16 protein-coding genes and 1 riboswitch are annotated in these 17,171 nt (G+C 70.8%); of the genes, 6 read left to right on the forward strand and 10 right to left on the reverse strand.

What is annotated here, in order from left to right; all coding sequences use genetic code 11:
• The first annotated feature begins 5 nt into the window (after window positions 1-5).
• The 5 genes from ACZ4Z4_RS22700 (at window position 6) to ACZ4Z4_RS22720 (ending at window position 6,240) form a co-directional block, all read left to right on the forward strand.
• Window positions 6-260 (forward strand): DUF3311 domain-containing protein, encoded by a 255-nt coding sequence (locus tag ACZ4Z4_RS22700; RefSeq protein WP_468329998.1) that lies wholly within the window; start codon window positions 6-8, stop codon window positions 258-260.
• Window positions 257-1,885 carry a monocarboxylate uptake permease MctP gene (gene mctP, locus ACZ4Z4_RS22705; RefSeq protein WP_468330001.1) on the forward strand — a complete coding sequence of 543 codons (1,629 nt, stop codon included), beginning with the start codon at window positions 257-259 and terminating at the stop codon, window positions 1,883-1,885. The genes ACZ4Z4_RS22700 and mctP overlap by 4 nt, the downstream gene beginning before the upstream one ends.
• A 101-nt stretch (window positions 1,886-1,986) precedes the next feature.
• Window positions 1,987-2,487: a GNAT family N-acetyltransferase gene (locus tag ACZ4Z4_RS22710; protein WP_468330004.1), complete on the forward strand. Its 501-nt coding sequence runs from the start codon at window positions 1,987-1,989 to the stop codon at window positions 2,485-2,487.
• Window positions 2,488-2,546: 59 nt separating this feature from the next.
• Window positions 2,547-2,669: riboswitch (cobalamin riboswitch) on the forward strand.
• Window positions 2,670-2,800: 131 nt separating this feature from the next.
• Window positions 2,801-5,218: a ribonucleoside-diphosphate reductase subunit alpha gene (locus ACZ4Z4_RS22715; RefSeq protein WP_468330007.1), complete on the forward strand. Its 2,418-nt coding sequence runs from the start codon at window positions 2,801-2,803 to the stop codon at window positions 5,216-5,218.
• Window positions 5,218-6,240 carry a ribonucleotide-diphosphate reductase subunit beta gene (locus ACZ4Z4_RS22720; RefSeq protein WP_468330010.1) on the forward strand — a complete coding sequence of 341 codons (1,023 nt, stop codon included), beginning with the start codon at window positions 5,218-5,220 and terminating at the stop codon, window positions 6,238-6,240. Before ACZ4Z4_RS22715 ends, ACZ4Z4_RS22720 begins: the two co-directional genes overlap by 1 nt.
• Window positions 6,241-6,307: 67 nt before the next feature.
• Here the strand turns inward: ACZ4Z4_RS22720 and ACZ4Z4_RS22725 are convergent, their stop codons facing one another.
• From ACZ4Z4_RS22725 to ACZ4Z4_RS22770, 10 genes are all read right to left on the reverse strand, one after another.
• On the reverse strand, window positions 6,308-7,684 hold the full coding sequence (locus ACZ4Z4_RS22725; protein WP_468330013.1) for a bifunctional albaflavenone monooxygenase/terpene synthase: 1,377 nt from the start codon (window positions 7,682-7,684) through the stop codon (window positions 6,308-6,310).
• Entirely contained in the window at window positions 7,681-8,805 is a 1,125-nt protein-coding gene (cyc1, locus tag ACZ4Z4_RS22730) for an epi-isozizaene synthase (protein WP_468330016.1), read from the reverse strand. Before cyc1 ends, ACZ4Z4_RS22725 begins: the two co-directional genes overlap by 4 nt.
• 326 nt (window positions 8,806-9,131) lie before the next feature.
• On the reverse strand, window positions 9,132-9,782 hold the full coding sequence (def, locus tag ACZ4Z4_RS22735) for a peptide deformylase (RefSeq protein ID WP_468330019.1): 651 nt from the start codon (window positions 9,780-9,782) through the stop codon (window positions 9,132-9,134).
• A gap of 63 nt (window positions 9,783-9,845) precedes the next feature.
• Entirely contained in the window at window positions 9,846-10,826 is a 981-nt protein-coding gene (locus ACZ4Z4_RS22740) for a tetratricopeptide repeat protein (RefSeq protein ID WP_362996329.1), read from the reverse strand.
• A 138-nt stretch (window positions 10,827-10,964) separates the two neighbouring features.
• Window positions 10,965-12,224, reverse strand: coding sequence for an HD-GYP domain-containing protein (locus ACZ4Z4_RS22745; protein ID WP_468330022.1), 1,260 nt, complete (start codon window positions 12,222-12,224; stop codon window positions 10,965-10,967).
• Window positions 12,221-13,585 carry an HD-GYP domain-containing protein gene (locus ACZ4Z4_RS22750; RefSeq protein WP_468330025.1) on the reverse strand — a complete coding sequence of 455 codons (1,365 nt, stop codon included), beginning with the start codon at window positions 13,583-13,585 and terminating at the stop codon, window positions 12,221-12,223. Before ACZ4Z4_RS22750 ends, ACZ4Z4_RS22745 begins: the two co-directional genes overlap by 4 nt.
• A gap of 129 nt (window positions 13,586-13,714) precedes the next feature.
• The gene (rsrA, locus tag ACZ4Z4_RS22755) at window positions 13,715-14,023 is read right to left on the reverse strand and encodes a mycothiol system anti-sigma-R factor (protein ID WP_362996335.1); all 309 of its coding nucleotides are present in this window, start codon (window positions 14,021-14,023) and stop codon (window positions 13,715-13,717) included.
• The gene (locus tag ACZ4Z4_RS22760; protein ID WP_468330028.1) at window positions 14,020-14,703 is read right to left on the reverse strand and encodes a sigma-70 family RNA polymerase sigma factor; all 684 of its coding nucleotides are present in this window, start codon (window positions 14,701-14,703) and stop codon (window positions 14,020-14,022) included. The genes rsrA and ACZ4Z4_RS22760 overlap by 4 nt, the downstream gene beginning before the upstream one ends.
• Before the next feature lie 231 nt (window positions 14,704-14,934).
• Window positions 14,935-15,582 (reverse strand): alpha/beta hydrolase family protein, encoded by a 648-nt coding sequence (locus tag ACZ4Z4_RS22765; RefSeq protein WP_468330031.1) that lies wholly within the window; start codon window positions 15,580-15,582, stop codon window positions 14,935-14,937.
• Between the two features lies 1 nt (window position 15,583).
• On the reverse strand, window positions 15,584-16,399 hold the full coding sequence (locus tag ACZ4Z4_RS22770) for an SOS response-associated peptidase (RefSeq protein ID WP_468330034.1): 816 nt from the start codon (window positions 16,397-16,399) through the stop codon (window positions 15,584-15,586).
• A gap of 49 nt (window positions 16,400-16,448) precedes the next feature.
• On the opposite strand from ACZ4Z4_RS22770, the gene ACZ4Z4_RS22775 reads away from it, so the two are divergent.
• Window positions 16,449-17,171 carry a M50 family metallopeptidase gene (locus tag ACZ4Z4_RS22775; protein WP_468330037.1) on the forward strand — a complete coding sequence of 241 codons (723 nt, stop codon included), beginning with the start codon at window positions 16,449-16,451 and terminating at the stop codon, window positions 17,169-17,171.

The following is a 17,171-nucleotide window of genomic DNA, read 5'->3' on the forward strand; positions in this document are numbered from 1 at the left end:
GCGATATGTCAGATGCGCCTGAAGTGAACAGACCGGTCGTCACGCCGGTCCGCGTGGTCATCGCCGTCTGCCTTGTCGCACCGTTCGTGGCGATGCTCTGGGTGAGCTCCTACGCGAAGGTCGAACCGACCTTCATCGGCATCCCGTTCTTCTACTGGTACCAGATGCTGTGGGTCGTCATCTCCACGGTGCTCACGATGATCGCCTACAAGCTGTGGCAGCGTGACCAGCGCGCCCGCAAGGAAGGGGCGCGGTCATGAAGGACGGGGTCAACGGCGTCGCCCTCGCCGTCTTCATCTTCTTCTTCCTCGCGGTCACGGTCATGGGCTTCCTCGCGGCCCGCTGGCGCAAGGCCGAGAACGACCAGAGCCTGGACGAATGGGGCCTCGGCGGACGGTCGTTCGGCACCTGGGTCACCTGGTTCCTGCTCGGCGGCGACCTCTACACCGCCTACACCTTCGTGGCCGTCCCGGCCGCGATCTACGCGGCGGGCGCGGCCGGCTTCTTCGCCGTGCCGTACACGATCCTCGTCTACCCGCTGATCTTCACCTTCCTGCCGCGCCTGTGGTCGGTCTCGCACAAGCACGGCTATGTGACCACCTCCGACTTCGTGCGCGGGCGCTTCGGCTCCAAGGGGCTCTCGCTGGCCGTCGCGGTCACCGGCATCCTCGCCACGATGCCGTACATCGCGCTCCAACTGGTCGGCATCCAGGCCGTCCTGGACGTGATGGGCATCGGCGGCGGTCCCGACACCAACTGGTTCATCAAGGACCTGCCGCTCCTGATCGCCTTCGCGGTGCTCGCCGCGTACACGTACTCGTCGGGGCTGCGCGCGCCCGCGCTGATCGCGTTCGTGAAGGACGGCCTGATCTACCTCGTCATCGTCGTCGCGATCATCTACATCCCGATCAAGCTCGGCGGCTTCGACGACATCTTCGCCAAGGCGGGCGAGGCGTTCTCGCAGACCAACCCGGCGACCGACAAGCCGCGCGGCGCGCTCGCGCCGCCCGAGGCCGGCCAGTGGACGTACGCCACGCTGGCGCTCGGCTCGGCCCTCGCGCTCTTCATGTACCCGCACTCGATCACGGCGACGCTCTCCTCCAAGAGCCGCAACGTGATCCGCCGCAACACCACGATCCTGCCCCTGTACTCGCTGATGCTGGGCCTGCTCGCGCTGCTCGGCTTCATGGCGATCGCCGCCGGGGTCAAGGTCGAGAACGGCCAGCTGGCGATCCCGCAGCTCTTCGAGAACATGTTCCCCGACTGGTTCACGGGCGTCGCCTTCGCCGCGATCGGCATCGGCGCGCTCGTCCCGGCCGCCATCATGTCCATCGCGGCCGCGAACCTCTTCACCCGGAACATCTACAAGGACTTCCTCAAGCCCGACGCGACGCCCGAGCAGGAGACCAAGGTCTCCAAGCTGGTCTCGCTCATGGTGAAGGTGGGCGCCCTCGTCTTCGTCCTCGGCATGGACAAGACCGTCGCCATCAACTTCCAGCTCCTGGGCGGCATCTGGATCCTTCAGACGATGCCCGCGCTGGTCGGCGGCCTGTTCACCCGGTGGTTCCACCGCTGGGCGCTGCTCGCGGGCTGGGCGGTCGGCATGGTCTACGGCACGGTCGCGGCGTACGGTGTCGCGTCGCCGACCCAGAAGCACTTCGGCGGGTCGTCCGACGAGATCCCCGGCATCGGCGAGATCGGCTACATCGGCCTCACCGCGTTCGTCCTGAACGTGGTCGTCACCGTGGTCCTCACCTTCGTCCTGAAGGCGCTGAAGGCCCCCGAGGGCATCGACGAGACGTCGCCGGAGGACTACACGGCCGACGCGGGCGACCCCGGTGTCATGCGGGAACTGCCGAAGGTGACGGCGGGCGCCGGGCACTGATCCGCGCCACCGCGCACGCGACTGCGCACCACCCGCACGTGACGAGGGCCGCCGGAAAAACCGGCGGCCCTTAGTCGTGCCCCTGTTGCACACTGCGCCCCATGGACTTCACGATCACCATCAGAGGGGCACACCCCGAGGAGTACGAGGCGCTCGGCGACCTCACCGCGCAGGCCTATCTCGACGGCGGGCACCTGGACTTCGGGGTGGACGACCCCTATCTCGCGGTGCTGCGCGACGTGCCGGCGCGGGCGGCGGCGGCCGAGGTCCTGGTGGCCGCGGCGGACGGGAAGGCGCTCGGCTGCGTCACCTACGTGCCGGCCGGCGGCCCGATGGCCGACATTGCGCGTGCCGATGAGGCGGAGATCCGCATGCTGGCCGTCTCCTCCGACGCGCGGGGCCGGGGTGTGGGCGAGGCGCTCGTACGGGAGTGCGTGCGGCGCGCCCGGGAGGCGGGCCGCAGCACGCTCGTCCTGTCCACGCAGACCTCCATGCACGCCGCCCACCGGCTCTATGGACGCCTCGGCTTCGTGCGGACACCCGAGCGCGACTGGTGCCCGATCGAGACGGTGCCGCTGCTGGCGTACGCGCTGAAGCTCTAGCCACCCCCGCGGGGCCGACACAAGATGTGGGCCCGCCTCAGGGCGGCAGCACAAGATGTATGCTCGTGCTCGCTGTCGCCGCAGGGGAATCCGGTGCAAGTCCGGAACTGTCCCGCAACGGTAGACGTGTACGCATTTGTCGTACGCGGAGTCCGAAGACCTGCCGGCAGTGCACCCGTGCCGTCCGGCCCGGGTGCCGACCGTCCGGGCCTCGTGGAATGGGCCGGTGGACGCGGTACGCCGCCCTGCCCGGGTGCGCCCGTGTGTGCCGTCCCCTCCCCCAGGCCCAGAGCCGAGCGAGGGAGAGCTCCACGTGACCATCGCGCCTGCCGAACCTGCGTCAGCGCGGGCACCGCAGCCCACCGAAAGCACCGAGGGTGCCGACGGCACCGACGGGCCGGGGGCCGCGCTGCTGCGGACCCTGACCGACCTCACCGCCGACCTCCCCGACACCGACCCCGGCCGGGTCGCCGCCGCCGCGCTGCGCGGCCGGTCGGCCAGGGCCGACGAGGCGGAGCTGCGCGAGCTGGCGACCGAGGCGGCCGCGGGGCTCATCTCCGAGGACCCGGCGTACTCGAAGCTCGCCGCCCGGCTGCTCACCCTCTCCATCACCGCCGAGGCCGCCTCGCAGGGCGTGCGCTCCTTCACCGAGTCGATCGCCGTCGGCCACCGCGAGGGCCTGATCGCCGACCGCACCGCCGGCTTCGTGGGCGCCCACGCGGCCCGCCTCGACGCGCTCGTGGACGCCGCGCTCGCCGACGGCGCCGACCTCCGCTTCGGCTACTTCGGCCTGCGCACCCTGCACAGCCGCTATCTGCTGCGCCACCCGATCACCCGGCAGGTCATCGAGACCCCGCAGCACTTCATGCTGCGCGTGGCGAGCGGTCTCGCGGAGGACGACAGCGCCCGCGCCGTCGACGAGGTCGCCGCGCTGTACGGCCTGATGAGCCGCCTGGACTACCTGCCGTCCTCGCCCACGCTCTTCAACTCCGGCACCCGCCACCCGCAGATGTCGTCCTGCTACCTCCTCGACTCCCCGCTGGACGAGCTCGACTCGATCTACGACCGCTACCACCAGGTGGCACGGCTCTCGAAGCACGCGGGCGGCATCGGCCTCTCGTACTCCCGCATCCGCTCCCGCGGTTCGCTGATCCGCGGCACGAACGGGCACTCCAACGGCATCGTGCCGTTCCTGAAGACCCTGGACGCCTCGGTCGCCGCCGTGAACCAGGGCGGCCGGCGCAAGGGCGCCGCCGCGGTCTACCTGGAGACCTGGCACTCCGACATCGAGGAGTTCCTGGAGCTGCGCGACAACACGGGCGAGGATCAGCGGCGCACGCACAACCTCAACCTCGCGCACTGGATCCCCGACGAGTTCATGCGCCGCGTCGCCGCCGACCAGGAGTGGTCGCTGTTCTCGCCGTCCGACGTGCCCGAGCTCGTCGACCTGTGGGGCGAGGAGTTCGACGCCGCCTACCGGAAGGCGGAGGCCGCCGGGCTCGCGAAGAAGACCATGCCGGCCCGGGAGCTGTACGGCCGCATGATGCGCACCCTCGCGCAGACCGGCAACGGCTGGATGACGTTCAAGGACGCCGCCAACCGCACCGCCAACCAGACGGCGGAGCCCGGCCACACCGTGCACTCCTCGAACCTCTGCACGGAGATCCTGGAGGTGACGGACGACGGGGAGACGGCCGTCTGCAACCTGGGCTCGGTGAACCTCGGCGCGTTCGTGGACCCGGCCACCCAGGACATCGACTGGGAGCGGCTGGACGACACCGTCCGTACCGCTGTCACCTTCCTCGACCGCGTCGTCGACATCAACTTCTACCCGACCGAGCAGGCCGGCCGCTCCAACGCCAAGTGGCGCCCGGTGGGCCTCGGCGCCATGGGCCTCCAGGACGTCTTCTTCCAGCTGAAGCTGCCCTTCGACTCCCCCGAGGCGCGTGCCCTCTCCACGCGGATCGCCGAGCGGATCATGCTCGCGGCGTACGAGGCGTCCGCGGACCTCGCCGAGCGGAACGGGCCGCTGCCCGCCTGGGAGAAGACCCGCACCGCGCGCGGTGTCCTGCACCCCGACCACTACGGGGTCGAGCTGACCTGGCCGGAGCGCTGGGCGGCGCTGCGCGCGCGTATCGCCGCCACCGGCATGCGCAACTCGCTGCTGCTCGCCATCGCGCCGACCGCGACCATCGCGTCCATCGCGGGCGTCTACGAGTGCATCGAGCCGCAGGTCTCCAACCTCTTCAAGCGCGAGACGCTGAGCGGTGAGTTCCTCCAGGTCAACGCCTATCTGGTGGAGGAGCTGAAGCGGCTCGGCGTCTGGGACGCGCAGACCCGCGAGGCGCTGCGCGAGGCCAACGGCTCGGTGCAGGGCTTCGACTGGATTCCGGAGGACGTGCGGGCGCTGTACCGCACGGCGTGGGAGCTGCCGCAGCGCGGCCTGATCGACATGGCCGCGGCGCGCACCCCGTTCCTGGACCAGGCGCAGTCCCTGAACCTGTTCCTGGAGACGCCGACCATCGGCAAGCTCTCCTCGATGTACGCGTACGCGTGGCAGTCGGGCCTGAAGACGACGTACTACCTGCGCTCGCGCCCCGCCACCCGCATCGCCCGCGCCGCGGGCGGCTCCCGGACCGCCGCCACCGCCCCCGTCCCCGCGCAGGCCACGGCCGAGGAAGCCGTCGCCTGTTCCCTGGAAAACCCCGAGTCCTGCGAGGCCTGCCAATAATGAGCACGACGACCAACAGCGAGAAGAACCTCCTCGACCCGGGCTTCGAGCTGACCCTGCGCCCCATGCGCTACCCCGACTTCTACGAGCGCTACCGGGACGCGATCAAGAACACCTGGACCGTCGAGGAGGTCGACCTCCACTCGGACGTCGCCGACCTGGCGAAGATGACGCCCGAGGAGCAGCACCTGATCGGCCGGCTCGTCGCGTTCTTCGCGACCGGCGACTCGATCGTCTCCAACAACCTCGTGCTGACGCTCTACAAGCACATCAACTCCCCCGAGGCGCGGCTCTACCTGAGCCGTCAGCTCTTCGAGGAGGCCGTGCACGTCCAGTTCTATCTGACGCTGCTCGACACCTATCTGCCCGACCCCGAGGACCGCGCCGCCGCGTTCGACGCGGTGGAGGAGATCCCCTCCATCCGGGAGAAGGCGCAGTTCTGCTTCAAGTGGATGGACTCGGTCGAGACGCTGGACCGCCTGGAGACGCAGGCCGACCGCCGCCGCTTCCTGCTCAACCTCATCTGCTTCGCCGCGTGCATCGAGGGCCTGTTCTTCTACGGCGCCTTCGCGTACGTCTACTGGTTCCGCAGCCGCGGTCTGCTGCACGGCCTGGCGACCGGCACCAACTGGGTGTTCCGCGACGAGACGATGCACATGAGCTTCGCCTTCGACGTGGTGGACACCGTCCGCAAGGAGGAGCCCGAGCTCTTCGACGACGCGCTCCAGACGCAGGTCACCGACATGCTGAAGGAGGCCGTCGAGGCCGAGCTCCAGTTCGCGCGCGACCTGTGCGGCGACGGTCTGCCGGGCATGAACACCGACTCGATGCGCGCGTACCTGGAGTGCGTCGCCGACCAGCGCCTCCAGCGCCTCGGCTTCGCGCCGGTCTACGGCTCCGAGAACCCCTTCTCCTTCATGGAGCTCCAGGGCGTCCAGGAGCTGACCAACTTCTTCGAGCGGCGGCCTTCGGCGTACCAGGTCGCGGTCGAGGGCTCGGTCTCCTTCGACGACGAGTTCTAGCCCTGGCGCGCGGCGCCCCCGATGTGCCCGCCCCGCCCTCGCACGGGTGGGGCGGGCACGTGTGCGGTCAGCGCGGCCTGGCCCGCAGGACGAGCCGCTTGGGGTGCAGGGTGATGCCGACCCGGGTGTCCGCGTCGGTCTCCTCGACCGGCTCCAGGCGCCACTTCGGTGCCACCGTCCCCAGGATCAGGGCGAGTTCGGCCAGGCTGAAGTGGTCGCCGGGGCACTTCCGGTTGCCGACGCCGAACGGCATCATCGCGAACTCCGGCACCGCACCGGCGCGTTCGGGATTCCAGCGGTCGGGGTCGAAGTCGAGGTGCCGCTCGAAGGAACGCGGGTCGCGCTGCATCGCGTACACGCTGTAGACGATGTCCGCGTCCGCCGGAATCGAATAGCCGCCCAGCTCGGTTTCGGCCACGGACCGGCGCGTGAATATCCAGGCGGCCGGTCGTATACGCATCGCCTCGGTGACGACATTGCGGGTGTGCGGCAGGGCCTTGAGATCGGCGAATGTGATCGCCCGATCCGGGGCCACGGAATTTACCTCTTCAACCAACCGCCTTTCCTGCTCGGGGTGTTCGGTCAGCAGCTGGAACGTCCACGCCAGCGTCGACGCGACATTCTCGGCGCCCGCCACGACGAGCGATACCACGTTGTCGTGGATCTCCTGGTCGGCTATGGGCTCCCCGGCTTCGTCCGTGGCCCGCAGCAATTCCGCCAGCAGGTCGTCGGGGCCGCCCGGGCCGGCCGCGCGGCGCTCCGCGACGATCTCGTCGACGAGCGCGTGCAGGTCGGCGAGCGCGCTCTCGAACCGCCGGTTGGCGGGGGTCGGCACGCGGTGGAGCGGGCCGACCGAGAGCACCATCCGGCGGTAGAGGCCCTCGAAGACGGTGTGCAGCGAGTCGGCGATGCGGTCCGCCTTCTCCCTGATCGAGTCGACCTCGAGGAGGGAGCGCGAGACGATGCGCACGGCGGTGCGGAACATCTCCGCGCTCACGTCGACCGTGGCGCCCGGCTGCCAGCGGGCCGCCGTGGCGCGCGCCTCCTCCTCCATCACCTTGGCGTAGTCGGCGATCCGCTCGGGGCGGAACGCGGGCTGCATCATGCGCCGCTGGCGCCGGTGCAGCTTGCCGTTGCTGGTCGCCACGCCCTTGCCGAGGAGCACTTCGAGGGTGTCCCAGAGCGGTCCGCCGACGATGTACTCGGGGTTCTTCAGCATGGCCCCGACCAGTTGCGGATCGCACACCACGTACGCGGTCCGGGGTCCCAGCCTGATCCGTACGAGATCCCCGTGGTCGCGCAGCGCCGAGAGGAAGCCGAGCGGGTCGCGCACCAGGTTCCAGGCGTGGCCGAGTACGGGGGCCCCGCCCCGGACGAGGGGCGGGGTGCGCAGCGGCCCGGAGCCGGAAGCGGAGGGCGCGGGTATCGCGGATTCGACGCTCATTCCTCACCTACCAGTTCGTTTTCCGCCAGGGCTTCTTCCGTCACGTACGGGGGAATGGCCCTGTCGTCCCAGCTGTCCACCCGATAGCGGCCGGATTCGTGATGGAACCAGTACACGGAAGAGAACCAGTTCCGCATGTTGAAGACGCATGATGTCACCGCGTCCGCGAGTTCCCTGCCGTTCGCACTGCCGTCCGCCAATTCTTCGGCGAAGAGAAGAACTTCGCGTTCGGCTCCGATGAATTCTGTGACGCATTGGCTGACGCGCCTGTGAACTTCCCGCACCGCCTCTTCCAGTCGCATTCCCTCGTGCTGGATGAGGCTGATTCCGAGATTGTGCAGTTCGTCTCCCGCGAGTTCTTTGGGGAGTGAGCACAGGTCGTTGTACCAGGCCGAGAAGTCCTGGGTCGCCAGCGCCGCCCTGCGGTATGCGGGGTGTCTGCGCACGGCGCTCGGCAGCTCGTACCGGGCGGTGGGTTCGAGGAGGTCGATCCACGCCCAGTGCGCGAACGTGAGGCGGCGCAGCTCTATGTACGCCTCGACGGTCGGCACGGTGCCGAACCGGCGGTTCCTGAACTCCTGGTCGTACGCCTCGATCACCGGGTGGAAGTGCCGGGCGAACCTGGCGTTCCAGCTGGGGCTCAGGGAGGAGTACAGGCGCAGCACGCAGTCCGCGAACCCCGCGACCAGCGGATCCTTGTGGTGCACGAACTGCCGGGGTTCGTCGAGGGTGCCGTGCAGGCCCCGGCAGAGCAGCCGCCACTGGACCGTCCTGCCGTGCACCGAGTCGCGGTCGTGCCGGTCGTCCCAGGCGAAGAACCAGCTGCTGAGGTCCGCTATCGCGGTGAGCAACTCGTCCGGCGCGCCAATGTAGTAGCCGGCGACGAGATCCGTGTAGCAGAGGCTGTCCGCGTACCGTTCGACCTTGTCCGGGGGCATGAGCCGCATTTCGCGCAGCCACGTCCTGGACTTCTCCTGAAGCTTTGGCCAATACGGGTGCAGACGGCGAGGGAAGGTCGCTTCGATCACCGGAAGGGCCAGTGCCGGCGGCACCGTTACCGCCGCCACCCGTGGCCGTGTGTGTGGTTGTGTCTGTGAAGTGCTTCCGGAATATGCAGGCACGAACAAACCCCTTTCAGCCGCGCTGAGGACACACGCCCCTCCCGCCGTGCCGGGCGCGCGCCGTTGCGTATCCCCGCGCTTTCCATTCAGCACCACAACTGACCGTTCAGGGAACAGATTTGCGCCATTCACTACCCCCCAGTGCCGAGAACATCCCCTTACGTGACTGAATATGGATCACCGGCAGCTTGTTCTGCTCGCACAAGCGAGCGGCTCATGCCACGTGCATGCCACGTGCATGCCAACGGCCCCTGGTCACGGGGTACTTCCCGGACCAGGGGCCGCTGGTGTCACGCGGTTCCCGCGCCGCTCAGGCGGCGCGCGCGTCAGTCATTCGCCACCACGGGGTAGCGCGGGGTGCCTTCTGCCATCTGGCGCAGCGCGTCCTTGCGCTCCCGCTTGGAGAGGCGGTCGATGTACAGGTACCCGTACAGGTGGTCGGTCTCGTGCTGGAGGCAGCGCGCGAAGTAGCCCGTGCCGCGCACCTTGATCGGGTTGCCCTTCTCGTCCTGGCCGGTCACCTCGGCGTAGTCCGGGCGGGCCAGCGGGGCGTAGGCGGTCGGGACGGAGAGGCAGCCCTCGCCCGAGTCGTCGAGGCGGCGCCGCTCGGCGGGCAGCTCCTGGAGGACCGGGTTGCAGACGACGCCGACGTGGCGCACGCCCTCGTCGTCCATGCAGTCGTAGACGAAGACCTTCAGGTCCACACCGACCTGGTTGGCGGCCACGCCCACGCCCTGCGCGACGCGCTGGGTCGCGAACATGTCGTCGATGAGCTTCGCGAGGTCGTCGTCGAAGGCCGTGACGTCCTTGCACTCCTTGTGCAGCACCGGGTTGCCCACGACGGTGATCGGCCGGGACGTGCCGCGCTCGCGGTAGGCCGTCTCCCGCTCCTCGCAGTCCTCCGTGTCGATGACGAAGCCCTCGTCGTCGACGGGGAGCACCCCGCCGGAAGCCTGCTGCTCAGTGTCCTGCGCCATGTCCGCCGTACGCCTTCCTTGAAACCCTCAAGAGATTGTGCCGGTACAGCCTACGGCGAAGCGTCAGCAGACCTCTTCGAGATCCCGCCAGTCACGGGAATCCGGGCTGTCCGCCACCCAGCCGTCGAGCAGCCCGCGCACCAGGCCCGCGGGCGCCGCGAGGCCGCACTCGCGCTCCGGCACCCAGAGGGCGCCCGGGCTGCGGTGGCCGAGCGGGCCGGGGTGGCCCGGCTCGCTGTGGTCGTGCGGATCCAGGTGCTCGCCGTCGCCCTCGTCGCTCGGCATCCGGGACTCGGAGCACATCCGGCAGAGCAGCCGCACGGAGGACGACCAGTCCTCGGCGGCGAAGCCCGCGTCGGCCGCGAGCCGCTCCAGTGCGTCCCTGTCGTCCTCGGTGGCGGCCTCCAGGAGGACCACCCAGGTCGGCACGGGCGAGGGCGCCCAGAGCTCGATCTCGTCGAACACGGGGAAGGAGTGCCCGGCCGCCGTCGTCCGCTCGCCGTGCGGGACGCCGTCGTGCAGCACGACCTCGCCCCAGCGGCGCCCGGAGGAGGGCAGCGGAATGGAGAGGACCTCCATGCGGGCCGGGTCCAGGCGCCGGCCCCACACGACCTCGGCCTCCCCCTCCGGGGAGAGCCGCACGGCCGCGCTGCCGAGGTCCATGCCCGTGGGCTCGCCGGAGGCGGCCACCCCGCCGGGCACCCGCAGGCCGTACGCCTGCCAGGCGCGGCGGGCCAGGGGCCAGTCCTGGAGCGCGGTCGCCGCGATGCCGACGTTCCACCAGTCGGGGGCGCCCGCGGAGCGGTCGAGGAGCGCGACCGCCCGCAGTCCGGCCGCCCGCGCCTGCTCCCAGTCGTGCCGGAACTTGTGCAGCAGCGCCAGGTTGAACCAGGACTCGGACAGCCAGGGTTCGAGATCCGCCGCGCGCGTCAGCAGTGCCCCCGCGTCCTCGTACCGGCCGTCGCCGATCAGCGTGAACGCGCGGTCGGTCGCCTGCCGCCATGAGGCGGAGGGCCGGTGCCGTCCCTTGCCGAAGATCCTCACGATTCCCGCCTGATTCCCGCCTGCCACGTCATGCGTAGGTCTCGTCTCGTCCGGGCACAGCGTCGGGTCCGTACCCCCGTGCACCCTCTTCTTCGCATCCAACCACGTACGGTCGGACGGCCGCTCATTACCCATGGGTTACCCAGCCGGGCGAGAGGTAAGGCCATCCCTGGACAGCACCCTGGCCAGCGACTCCACGACCTCCGGCTGATAGTCGTGGCCCGTGGCCAGGCGCAGCCTCTCCAGGGCGTGGAGCGGGCCGCCCAGCGCCCCTGACGGTCCTTCTCCCCGCGCCATCTCGTCGTACGCGTTCGCCGTCCGCACAATACGTGCGGTGAGCGGCTGCTCGCGGTACGGGTCGGCCTGCCGCTCCACCACGACGGCGACCGCGGCCGCCACCCCCGTCTGCCGGACGACCGCTCCGCCGAGCAGGGCTATTCGGCGCTGTTCCGCCGGGGCGAGCGTCGCGGTGGCGCCCGCGGGGACGGGGTCGACGAGGGACAGCTGCCCGATGTCGTGCATCAGCGCCGCGTGCTCGAGGACGGTGAGGTCCGACTCGGAGAGCCCGAGGTCCCGCCCCACGGCCCGGCTGAGGCCGGCCACCCGGTGGGCGTGGCCCTGCGGGGTGTAGCCGGCGATCTCGGTGGCCCTGGCCAGGGAGGCCATGGTCTGCCGGTAGGTCGCGCGGACCGCGGCGTACCGCCGGAAGGAGAGCTGGGTGAGGAGCAGCGGAAGACTGAGGACGGGCAGCGCCCACAGGCCGGCCACGGCCACCGCGAGCGCCATGACGGCGCCCGTCGCGCACACCGCGGAGCCGATGCCGGGCATCGCCCGCAGCTCCTCCCGCAGCAGCGGCCCGAATGGCCAGCGGGTGCGGGCGTGGGCCGTCACGGCGGCGAGGACGGCGTCGCAGAGCGCGGTGAGGGCCAGCAGGGCGACGATGACGAGCGCGAAGTACGGCCCGTGCCCGACCCATTCGCCGAGCTTGCCCGAGTTGTAGAGGGGTTGGAAGCACGCCGCCGCGAACCCGACGGTCAGCACCCGGCGCGCCATGTGGTCCGGCGAGGGCCCCCGGCCGAGCGCCACGTGCGGCACCGCTCCGACCAGGGCCGCCGCGACGACCACGGCGATCACCTGTAGCACCCCGTGGTGCGTGGGCCGCCCGGAGCTCTCGCCGAGCAGGGCGTACGCGAGCGCTCCCGCGGCGCCCAGCGGCGCGGGCTCCCTGTCCTCCCCGCTCCCCCACCGGGCCAGCTCGCCGAGGGCGATGAGCACGCCGAAGGCGAGGGCGGCCCGGCCTTCGGTGATGCCGTGCCAGAGGGTCCAGGCGAGGGAGGCGAGGGCGAGCAGCCCGGCCAGGCAGGTGACCGTGGAAGGCAGCCGGGAGGGGGCCTTCACCGGGCCACCGGGCGGAAGACCGCGGGCGTGACGGGCCCGGGGGTGGCGGGCGCGGTGGGCACGGGTTCCCGCGGCCCGCCCTGTTCGGGCACGTCCGCCGTGACCTCGGGGTGCCAGCCGTGCCGCTCCAGGGCGCGGGCGAGCGCCCCGACCATCTCGGGGTCGAACTGCTTGCCCGCGCACCGGGTGAGTTCGGCGACGGCCGCCTCGACGGGCCGGGCCCGCCGGTAGGACCGGGTCGACGTCATGGCGTCGAACGCGTCGGCCACCGCCACCACGCGTGCGCTCTGCGGGATCTGCGGCCCGGTGAGCCCGTACGGGTAGCCGCTGCCGTCGATCCGCTCGTGGTGGTGCAGGATCGCCGCCCTGGCCTCACCGAGGAAGCCGATGCCGCGCACCATCTCGTGCCCGTACTCGGGGTGCAGTTCGATGACGCGGCGCTCCTCCGGCGTGAGCGGCCCGTCCTTGCGCAGCAGCCGGGTCGGTACGCCGAGTTTGCCGACGTCGTGCAGGATGCCCGCGAACCGCAGGACCTCGACGCGCTCGTCGTCCATGCCGAGCTCGCGCGCGATCATCACGGAGGCGCGGCCGACGCGCTCGCTGTGCCCGCGGGTGTACTTGTCCTTGAGGTCGACGGCCTGGACGAGCGCGCGGATGGTCGCCTGGTGGGCGGCGCGCTCGCGGTGGTACTGCGCGAAGACCCAGCAGGAGACGCCCATCGGGAGCAGGACGAGCAGGGCGGCGGCCGGGCCGTACGGACTGGCCCAGAGCACCGCCATCATCAGTCCGGCGAGCCCGTGCACGGCGACGGGTGCGAGCACGCGCGGGAAGAGCCCCCGCCAGGCGGTCCGCGCGGGGACGCGCTCGGCGGTCACCAGGGCGCCGCCGTCCAGCACGGTGAGTACGCCGGAGAAGGCGAGGACGGCGGCTGCGGCGGGTCCGAGGACGTACGGGAAGTCGGGTGCGGCGCTGGCGGCGGGGCCGCCCAGCACGGCGTAGACCCGCGCGGAGGCCCAAGCGGCCAGGGCGAGTCGGGCGGCGCGCCAGATGCGGCGCAGCCGGCGGGGGCGCCGGTCGACGCGGGCGAGCAGCGCGCCGGGCACGGCGACGAGCGCGGCGGCCGACGGCGGCAGCAGGAAGACCCCGGCGAGCAGCACGGGGAAGAAGGTGCCGAGCCCGCGCGGGGCCCGGCGGCCGACGAGGCGGCACCTGGTGACCTGCTCGCATCCGGCGTAGAGCACGGAGAGGAGGGCGACGGCCGGCCACGAGGGGCGCTCGCCCGCCGCGGGTACGGCGCAGGCGACGCCGGCCAGGGCGACACACAGGATGTAGACACGGGCCCGCACCGGCACCGACCGCATGGAGGTCTCCTCCCCGTTTCCGGTCCGGAGACTAGAACGGCGTTCTCCCGGTCAGCGCCCGGCTGCCGGTAATTAGCACGTTCGAGTGACGGGGGAGGAGAGCGGGGCCCGTGAGCGGACCCCGCGTGTTCAGGCCTCCGAGGGGGCCGCGTCCTGGGTGACGTCCTGCTCGGGGACGGCCTGCCCGGAGCGGATGAGGTCGATGCGGCCCATCACCTTGGCCCGCAGGTCGACGGGGACGTCGTCCTGGCCGCAGCAGCGCTTCACCAGCTTCTTGACCGCCTGCTCGAGGCCGTACTTCTCCAGGCACGGAGAGCACTCCTCGAAGTGCGTCTCGAACTTGGTGCAGTCGCTGTCCGGCATCTCGTGGTCGAGGAACTCATAGAGATGGTCCAGGACTTCACTGCAGTCAGTCTCGTGCGGCTCTCCGCAGCTCATGAGCCCGAGCCTTTCGTTCCGTTCGACTCCCCGGCACCTGCCGGGACGAGCCCGCGCTCACGGGCGTAGTCCTCCAGCATGCCGCGCAGTTGGCGGCGGCCCCGGTGCAGTCGGGACATCACCGTACCGATGGGTGTCCCCATAATGTCCGCGATCTCCTTGTACGCAAAGCCCTCTACGTCGGCCAGATAGACGGCGATGCGGAATTCCTCGGGGATCGCCTGGAGCGCCCGCTTCACGTCCGAGTCGGGCAGGTGGTCCAGCGCCTGCGACTCGGCCGAGCGCAGACCGGTGGACATGTGCGACTCGGCGCGCGCGAGCTGCCAGTCCTCGATCTCCTCGGCGGCGCTGCGCTGGGGCTCGCGCTGCTTCTTGCGGTACGAGTTGATGAAGGTGTTGGTGAGGATGCGGTACAGCCACGCCTTGAGGTTGGTGCCCTCGCGGAACTGGTGGAACGACGCGTACGCCTTGGCGTAGGTCTCCTGCACCAGGTCCTCGGCGTCCGCCGGGTTGCGCGTCATGCGCAGCGCCGCCGAGTACATCTGGTCGAGGAACGTCAGCGCGTCCCGCTCGAAGCGGGCCGTGCGCTCCGCGGCCGTCTCGGTCTTCTCCGAACTCTGTCGGGGCTGCTCCGCCTGGCCGTGCTCGGTCCCTGCGTCGGTCCCAGTGACCGGACCCACCTCCTCCAACGACGTGGTGAGGCCGAAAGCAGCCCCACTCGAATCGGAGGATAGACGACGACCCGCTCCGCGCGCCGCCCGAATAGATGCGGTTTTGGGTGCGCTCAGCACCGTCCACTCCAGGTCAGTGGCGCTGGAGCGGTTCGGGCAGATGGTCGAACCCATGCGGCGGACTCCCTCTCGTACGAACAGCTACCGACGGCGTTCACCGTCTGTCCGCAACAACAGAGGTCACCCGGCCAACATTCCCGTCCACCGTGTGACGCCGTCCGTGACGCGTTCCACCGCCTCGTCCTGCCCGATCCCCGCCCGCTTCGGCACGGCGAACCCGTGGTCGCCGTACGGGATTTCCACCAGCTCGTACGGCCCCTCGGGGAACTCCGCGGGCCTCCCGAAGGGGTCGTTGCCGCCCTGGACGACGAGGGTGGGCACGCCGGCGCCGAGGAGTTCGTCGGCGCGGGACTTCTCGGGCTTGCCCGGGGGGTGCAGGGGGAAGCTGAGGGCGAGCACAGCGGCGGCGCCGAGCTCGGTGGCGGTGCGGCAGGCGACGCGGGCGCCCGCGCTGCGGCCGCCCGAGATCACCGGCAGCCCCTTCTTCTCCAGCGCGGGCCAGATGCCGCGCCACCCCATGTCCAGTGTCTTCGGCGCGGGCGCGAGCCTCTTGCCCGCGACGCGCCAGGGCTGCTCGACGAGGGCGACGCTCACGCCGTGCGCGGGCAGCTCGGCGGCGAGGGCCCGGAGGTCGCGGGCCTCGATGCCGCCGCCCGCGCCGTGGCTGACGGCGAGCAGGAAGCGGGCCTTCTTCGCCGGGTGCCAGGTGATGCGCGCCTCACCGGCGTCGGTCGGGATGATCTCGCTCTTCGGTGCGTCCTTGGTCACGTCAGAAGAGTGTGCCCTCTTCGGGTCCGTCGAGCTCCTTCAGCAGCTCCGGCCCGTTGTTGCGTACGTTGCTGACGGCGGTGGACACCGGATAGGCCCGCATCAGGCCGTGCGGCGGCGGCTCCAGGAGGGTGCGCAGGTCGTCGGCGTCCGTGCGGGACGGGTCGAGCCAGGCGTCCCAGCGGTCGGGCGTCAGCATGAGCGGCATGCGCGGGTGGATGTCCGCGAGCGAGCGCGGGCCGTCGTCGGGTCCTTCCGCGAGCGGCGCGGTCTCCGCCTCTGTGGTGATCACCGTGCACGTCACCCACCAGGCGAGGGGGTGCTCGTCGGGCAGGGTCTTGTCCCGCCAGAATTCGTAGAGCCCCGCCATGGCGAAGACCGAGCCGTCGGCGGGCGTCACGAAGTAGGGCTGCTTGCGCGGCCGCTTCTTCTTCCCCTCGACCTCCAGCTGCCGCTCCTCGGGCGCGGTCACCCACTCGTAGTAGCCGTCGGCGGGGATGACGCAGCGGCGCGAGGTGAAGGCGCGGCGGTAGGAAGGCTTCTCGTGGACGGTCTCCGCGCGCGCGTTGATCATCCGGGCGCCGCCCTCGGGCGTCTTGGACCAGGAGGGCACGAGTCCCCACTTCAGGGTGCGCAGCTGGCGAACCGGACGCGGGTCGTCGGCGTCTTTCAGAGGACGGTCGAGGACCGCGTAGACCTCCTTCGTGGGGGCCACGTTGTAATCGGGGGCCAGGGCCTCCTCCGGCTCCCACTTCTCGATCTCGAAGATTCCCGCGAGATCCTCGGGCCCACGACTGGATGCATACCGTCCGCACATACGTGCCAGACTGCCAGACCCGCCACCGCCAGAGGAGCCAGTCCCCGCAATGGAAAGCACCGCCAACGCCAGCCTGACCGACCTCTGGGACCGCGTCTTCGGCACGCAGGCGGCGCCCGAGCAGTGGCTGGTGATCGCGGCCGGCGTCGTCGCCCTCGCCGTCGTCGTCCCGCACAACATATGGCGCCTCGCCCGCAACGCCATCACCATCGCGCACGAGGGCGGCCACGGCCTGCTCGCGCTGCTCACCGGGCGCCGCCTCGACGGCATCCGGCTGCACTCGGACACCTCGGGCCTGACCGTCTCGCGCGGCAGGCCCACGGGCCTCGGCATGATCCTCACCGCGGCCGCCGGCTACACCGCTCCCCCGCTGCTCGGCCTCGGCGGCGCCGCGCTGCTCGACTCGGGACGCATCACGGCGTTCCTGTGGATCGCGACCGCGCTGCTCGTCGTGATGCTGGTGATGATCCGCAACGCGTACGGCGCGCTGACCGTGGTCCTCGCAGGCGGCACGTTCCTGGTCGTCTCCTGGCTGGCGACCACGGACGTGCAGGCGGCGTTCGCGTACGCGGTGGTGTGGTTCCTGCTCCTGGGAGGCGTACGTCCCGCCTTCGAGCTCCAGGCCAAGCGCAGGCGCGGAGGCGCGGGCGACTCGGACGCCGACCAGCTGTCGCGGCTGACGCACGTGCCCGCGGGGATGTGGCTCTTCCTCTTCCACGCGGTCTCGCTCTGCTCGCTGATGGGCGGCGGTCGCTGGCTCCTCGACGTCTGA

The organism is Streptomyces sp. NPDC030245 (genome assembly GCF_055572995.1).

Excerpts from the sequence above, each read along its gene's own strand:
- def (WP_468330019.1), bottom strand. The coding sequence starts at position 9,782 with ATGGCGCAGGACACTGAGCAGCAGGCTTCCGGCGGGGTGCTCCCCGTC.
- ACZ4Z4_RS22775 (WP_468330037.1), top strand. The coding sequence starts at position 16,449 with ATGGAAAGCACCGCCAACGCCAGCCTGACCGACCTCTGGGACCGCGTC.
- ACZ4Z4_RS22710 (WP_468330004.1), top strand. The coding sequence starts at position 1,987 with ATGGACTTCACGATCACCATCAGAGGGGCACACCCCGAGGAGTACGAG.
- ACZ4Z4_RS22725 (WP_468330013.1), bottom strand. The coding sequence starts at position 7,684 with ATGAGCGTCGAATCCGCGATACCCGCGCCCTCCGCTTCCGGCTCCGGG.
- ACZ4Z4_RS22770 (WP_468330034.1), bottom strand. The coding sequence starts at position 16,399 with ATGTGCGGACGGTATGCATCCAGTCGTGGGCCCGAGGATCTCGCGGGA.
- ACZ4Z4_RS22700 (WP_468329998.1), top strand. The coding sequence starts at position 6 with ATGTCAGATGCGCCTGAAGTGAACAGACCGGTCGTCACGCCGGTCCGC.
- ACZ4Z4_RS22720 (WP_468330010.1), top strand. The coding sequence starts at position 5,218 with ATGAGCACGACGACCAACAGCGAGAAGAACCTCCTCGACCCGGGCTTC.
- mctP (WP_468330001.1), top strand. The coding sequence starts at position 257 with ATGAAGGACGGGGTCAACGGCGTCGCCCTCGCCGTCTTCATCTTCTTC.
- ACZ4Z4_RS22750 (WP_468330025.1), bottom strand. The coding sequence starts at position 13,585 with ATGCGGTCGGTGCCGGTGCGGGCCCGTGTCTACATCCTGTGTGTCGCC.
- rsrA (WP_362996335.1), bottom strand. The coding sequence starts at position 14,023 with ATGAGCTGCGGAGAGCCGCACGAGACTGACTGCAGTGAAGTCCTGGAC.